Origin of the sequence: Halomonas lysinitropha (assembly GCF_902500215.1) — a bacterium.
Taxonomy (GTDB): domain Bacteria; phylum Pseudomonadota; class Gammaproteobacteria; order Pseudomonadales; family Halomonadaceae; genus Halomonas; species Halomonas lysinitropha.
The window spans coordinates 1-204 of the sequence record NZ_CABVOU010000055.1; the positions used below are offsets into that span (position 1 = coordinate 1).

Genomic DNA, 204 nt, shown 5'->3' on the forward strand with positions numbered 1-204 from the left:
CTCCGTCGTGGCCGGGTCATCCTCACCGATGGTGTCAGCATCCTGGGTGGTCAGGCTCGGTGCATCGAACGTCGTGTCCTCTGTGACAGTCACCGTCGGCACATCATCGTCGAAGCTGAAGCTGTCGCTGATGTCGACCGTCTCGTCGTCGCTGGCGCTGTCCTCATCGCCATCCGTAATGGTGGCCGAAGCCTTCAGCAGGAT

1 protein-coding gene is annotated in these 204 nt (G+C 61.3%); it reads right to left on the bottom strand.

What is annotated here, in order from left to right:
* Positions 1-204, bottom strand: a 204-nt coding sequence (locus HALO32_RS18040) for a hypothetical protein (RefSeq protein ID WP_192576553.1), incomplete at both ends; no start/stop codon positions are given.